1 protein-coding gene and 1 pseudogene are annotated in these 2,795 nt (G+C 74.7%); one reads left to right on the top strand and one right to left on the bottom strand.

Going from position 1 to position 2,795, the window contains the following annotated elements:
- The coding region (locus HUW36_RS30020) for an AAA family ATPase (protein ID WP_174531174.1) at positions 1-1,944 on the bottom strand (1,944 nt) is incomplete at its 3' end.
- Between the two features lie 197 nt (positions 1,945-2,141).
- On the opposite strand from HUW36_RS30020, the pseudogene HUW36_RS30015 reads away from it, so the two are divergent.
- A pseudogene (locus HUW36_RS30015) lies at positions 2,142-2,795 on the top strand (P-loop NTPase family protein); the annotation flags it as partial.

The raw sequence follows: 2,795 nt of genomic DNA, 5'->3' as shown, positions 1-2,795 counted from the left end.
CGTCCGGTCCGCCTCGGCCATCGCCTCGGCCGCGTGCGCCGCATCCCCGCGCAGCGCCGCCGCCTGGGCGCGTTCGGCGTGCGCCAGGCCGGCGTACACCCGGCTGGTGGCGAGCACCGCACAGGCGCCGAGGCTGGTCTTGAGCGCGTCGTCGCCACGCCCGCGCAGGCGGGCCGCGTACGCCTGGAGGATGGCCAGGTAGCCGGTGCCGAGCCGGAAGTCGCCGGCGCCGGCCAGGTCGGCGAACTCGTCCGCGACGATCGCGTCGATGCCGGCCAGGTCGCCGGAGAGCGCCAGCCGGGTGCCCCGGGCCAGCTCCATGGCGAGCTGGAGGTAGGGCATGTCGGACCGCCAGCAGGCCGCCTCGGCCTGCACCCGGGCGATCGCGGTGGCGCTGCGGCGGTACTGCCCCTGGGCGGCCTGGAGGTGGGCGAGCGTGCAGCGGGCCAGCTCGCGGGCCGCCATCGGGGCGGCCGGGCGGTCGAGCACCTCCTGGGCCAGCCGCACCGCGACGTCGACGTCCAGCCGGTGCAGCCGCATGATGGCCTCGAACGCGCGGACCCGGGCCCGGTCGGCGGGGTCGGTCAGCTCCTCGCCACGGGCGGAGATCTCCTCCACCGTGGACTCCCGGTTGAGCCCCCAGTAGTTGACCATGCCCCGGACGGTCAGCCAGCGGCTCCGTCGCCGGTCGTCGTGGATCTCGCCGCCGACCTGGTCGAGCACCGTGAGCGCCTCGTCCGGCCGGTCGCCGAACATCAGGATGGTGGCGAGCAGCTCGGCCGCGTCGGTGCCGCCGCCGGCCTCCAGCGCGGCCCGGGCCAGCCGGGTGGCGAGCGGCACGTCGTAGCGGCCGAAGGCCTGGACGGCCGCGTCGAGCAGCAGCGCCACGTCCTGGGCCGTACCCGAGTCGAGCCGCCACACCGCGACCCGCAGCAGATCGTCCCGGCGGCGCTTGCCGACCCGCTCCAGCAACCCGGCCAGCGTGGCCTGGAGCCGGCGGGTGCGGCTGACCGGGCACTGCCGACGCATCACCTCGCCGTAGAGCGGGTGGGCCAGGCGGACGTTGAGCCGCCGGTCGTCGCGGACCATGGCGATGAGCCCACGCTCCTCGGCGGTCTCCACGTCGGTCGGGTCGACCGCCTGCTCCAGCAGTTGCAGCCCGAGCGGCTCGCCGAAGGCGACCAGCTCGACCACGGCCCGGACGCCGGGGGTGAGCTGGCCGATGCGGGTGTCGATCAGGTCGGTGAGGCTGGGGGCCAGCTCGAGTCGGCCGGTCCACTTCCAGATCCCGTACGTGCTCTTCAGCTCGTCGTCGGCGGCCAGCACCAGCTCGCGCAGCAGCAGCGGGTTGCCGGCGGAGAGCCGGAACAGGCGCTCGGAGGAGCCGGCGTCGATCGGGCCGCCGAGGATCGCGGCGAGCAGCCCGGTGGTCTCGCTCGGGCCGAGCGGGCCCAGCTCGACCAGGTCGACCAGGTCGTCGGTCCACAGGGCGCGGATCGGCAGCGGGATCTGCTCACCGTTGCGCAGCGTCCCGACCACTGTGGCGTTCTCGGAACGGGCGACCAGGTGCACCAGCGCCGCCGAGGGCGGGTCGAGCAGGTGCGCGTCGTCGATGGCCAGCACGATGGGCCGACCGGCGGCCTGTTCCTGGAGCACGTCCACGGCCCAGCGGAGGATCCCGGCGGGGGACAGGCCCTGCGGCTGCGCGTTCGGGAGCACCTGGACGAGCCCGCCGAACGGCAGCGCGGCGGTGGTCGCGCTGGCCGCGACGGACCAGATCGCGTGGCGTTCGGGGGAGAGCGCGGCCACGCCTTCCCGCAGCAACCGGCTCTTTCCGACGCCCGCGTCGCCGCTGAAGAGAAGTCCGCGACCCTCCGGGCCACCGACGGCCGACAACAGACGGTTGAGTTCATCCGTTCGGCCGACGAACTCCCACCTACTCATCGGTGCAGCATATCGATGGTGTTCCGTCCGCGCGCAGACCGTCACGCAGTGAAGTTGAGTAATCTGTTCGTTACCCATGAGTACCGGATGTGTTCGGTGTCGGATCGCCGACAGACGTACTCTTCCGACATCCCCTGCCAGCAGGGGCTTCGACCGCGACCGGGGCCGCTCCGGTCGCCTGACCGGGAGGCCGTCTGATGAAGCCGGGTCCACTCCCCTCGGTCGACGTGCCCGGCCCCGACGGTCGGGCCGACCCGCCCCGGTGCGCCCCGCTGCCGACCCGGGTCGGGGTGACCGAGCCGGGACCGGACGAGCCGATGGCCGTGGTCGTCGCCGGTCCGGCGGGTGCCGGTCGGCGCGAGCTGATCGCCGGCCTGCTCGGACTGGAGGCCGGCACGCTCGCCGTCCCCGCCGGCAGTCACCTGCTGGTCAACCACGCCAAGGTCGCCACCCGGGCCGCGTACGTCCCGGGCTACCGCCAACCGCACGCCTACGGCGCCGATCCGCTCGCCGCCGGCCCGGCGCTCGCCCGGCCGCCACGTCGGGTCGAACTGAGCCTGCCCGACCCGCTGCTGCGGCATTTCTCGATACTCGACACGCCGGACACCGGCACCCTCGGCGTGGCCGGCGGCCGGGTGCTGCTGGACGCCGTGGGGCGGGCCGGCGCGCTGCTCTTCACGATCTCCGTCGACCAGGCCTTCAGCGCGGCCGAGCTGCACCTGCTGGCCGAGGTGGCGCAGGCCCGGGTCACGGTGTTCTTCGCGGTCACCCCCGGCGTGACCGGCTGGGCGGCGCCGGCGGACGGCGCGGCGGCGGAGGACACGGGGGCGTCCGTGCCGTCGGTCGACCAG

The sequence above is a fragment of the Micromonospora maritima genome (assembly GCF_902825405.1).
Lineage (GTDB): Bacteria > Actinomycetota > Actinomycetes > Mycobacteriales > Micromonosporaceae > Micromonospora > Micromonospora maritima.
The sequence above is the reverse complement of the archived record's forward strand: the minus strand, read 5'-3'. Positions and strand labels throughout refer to the sequence as shown.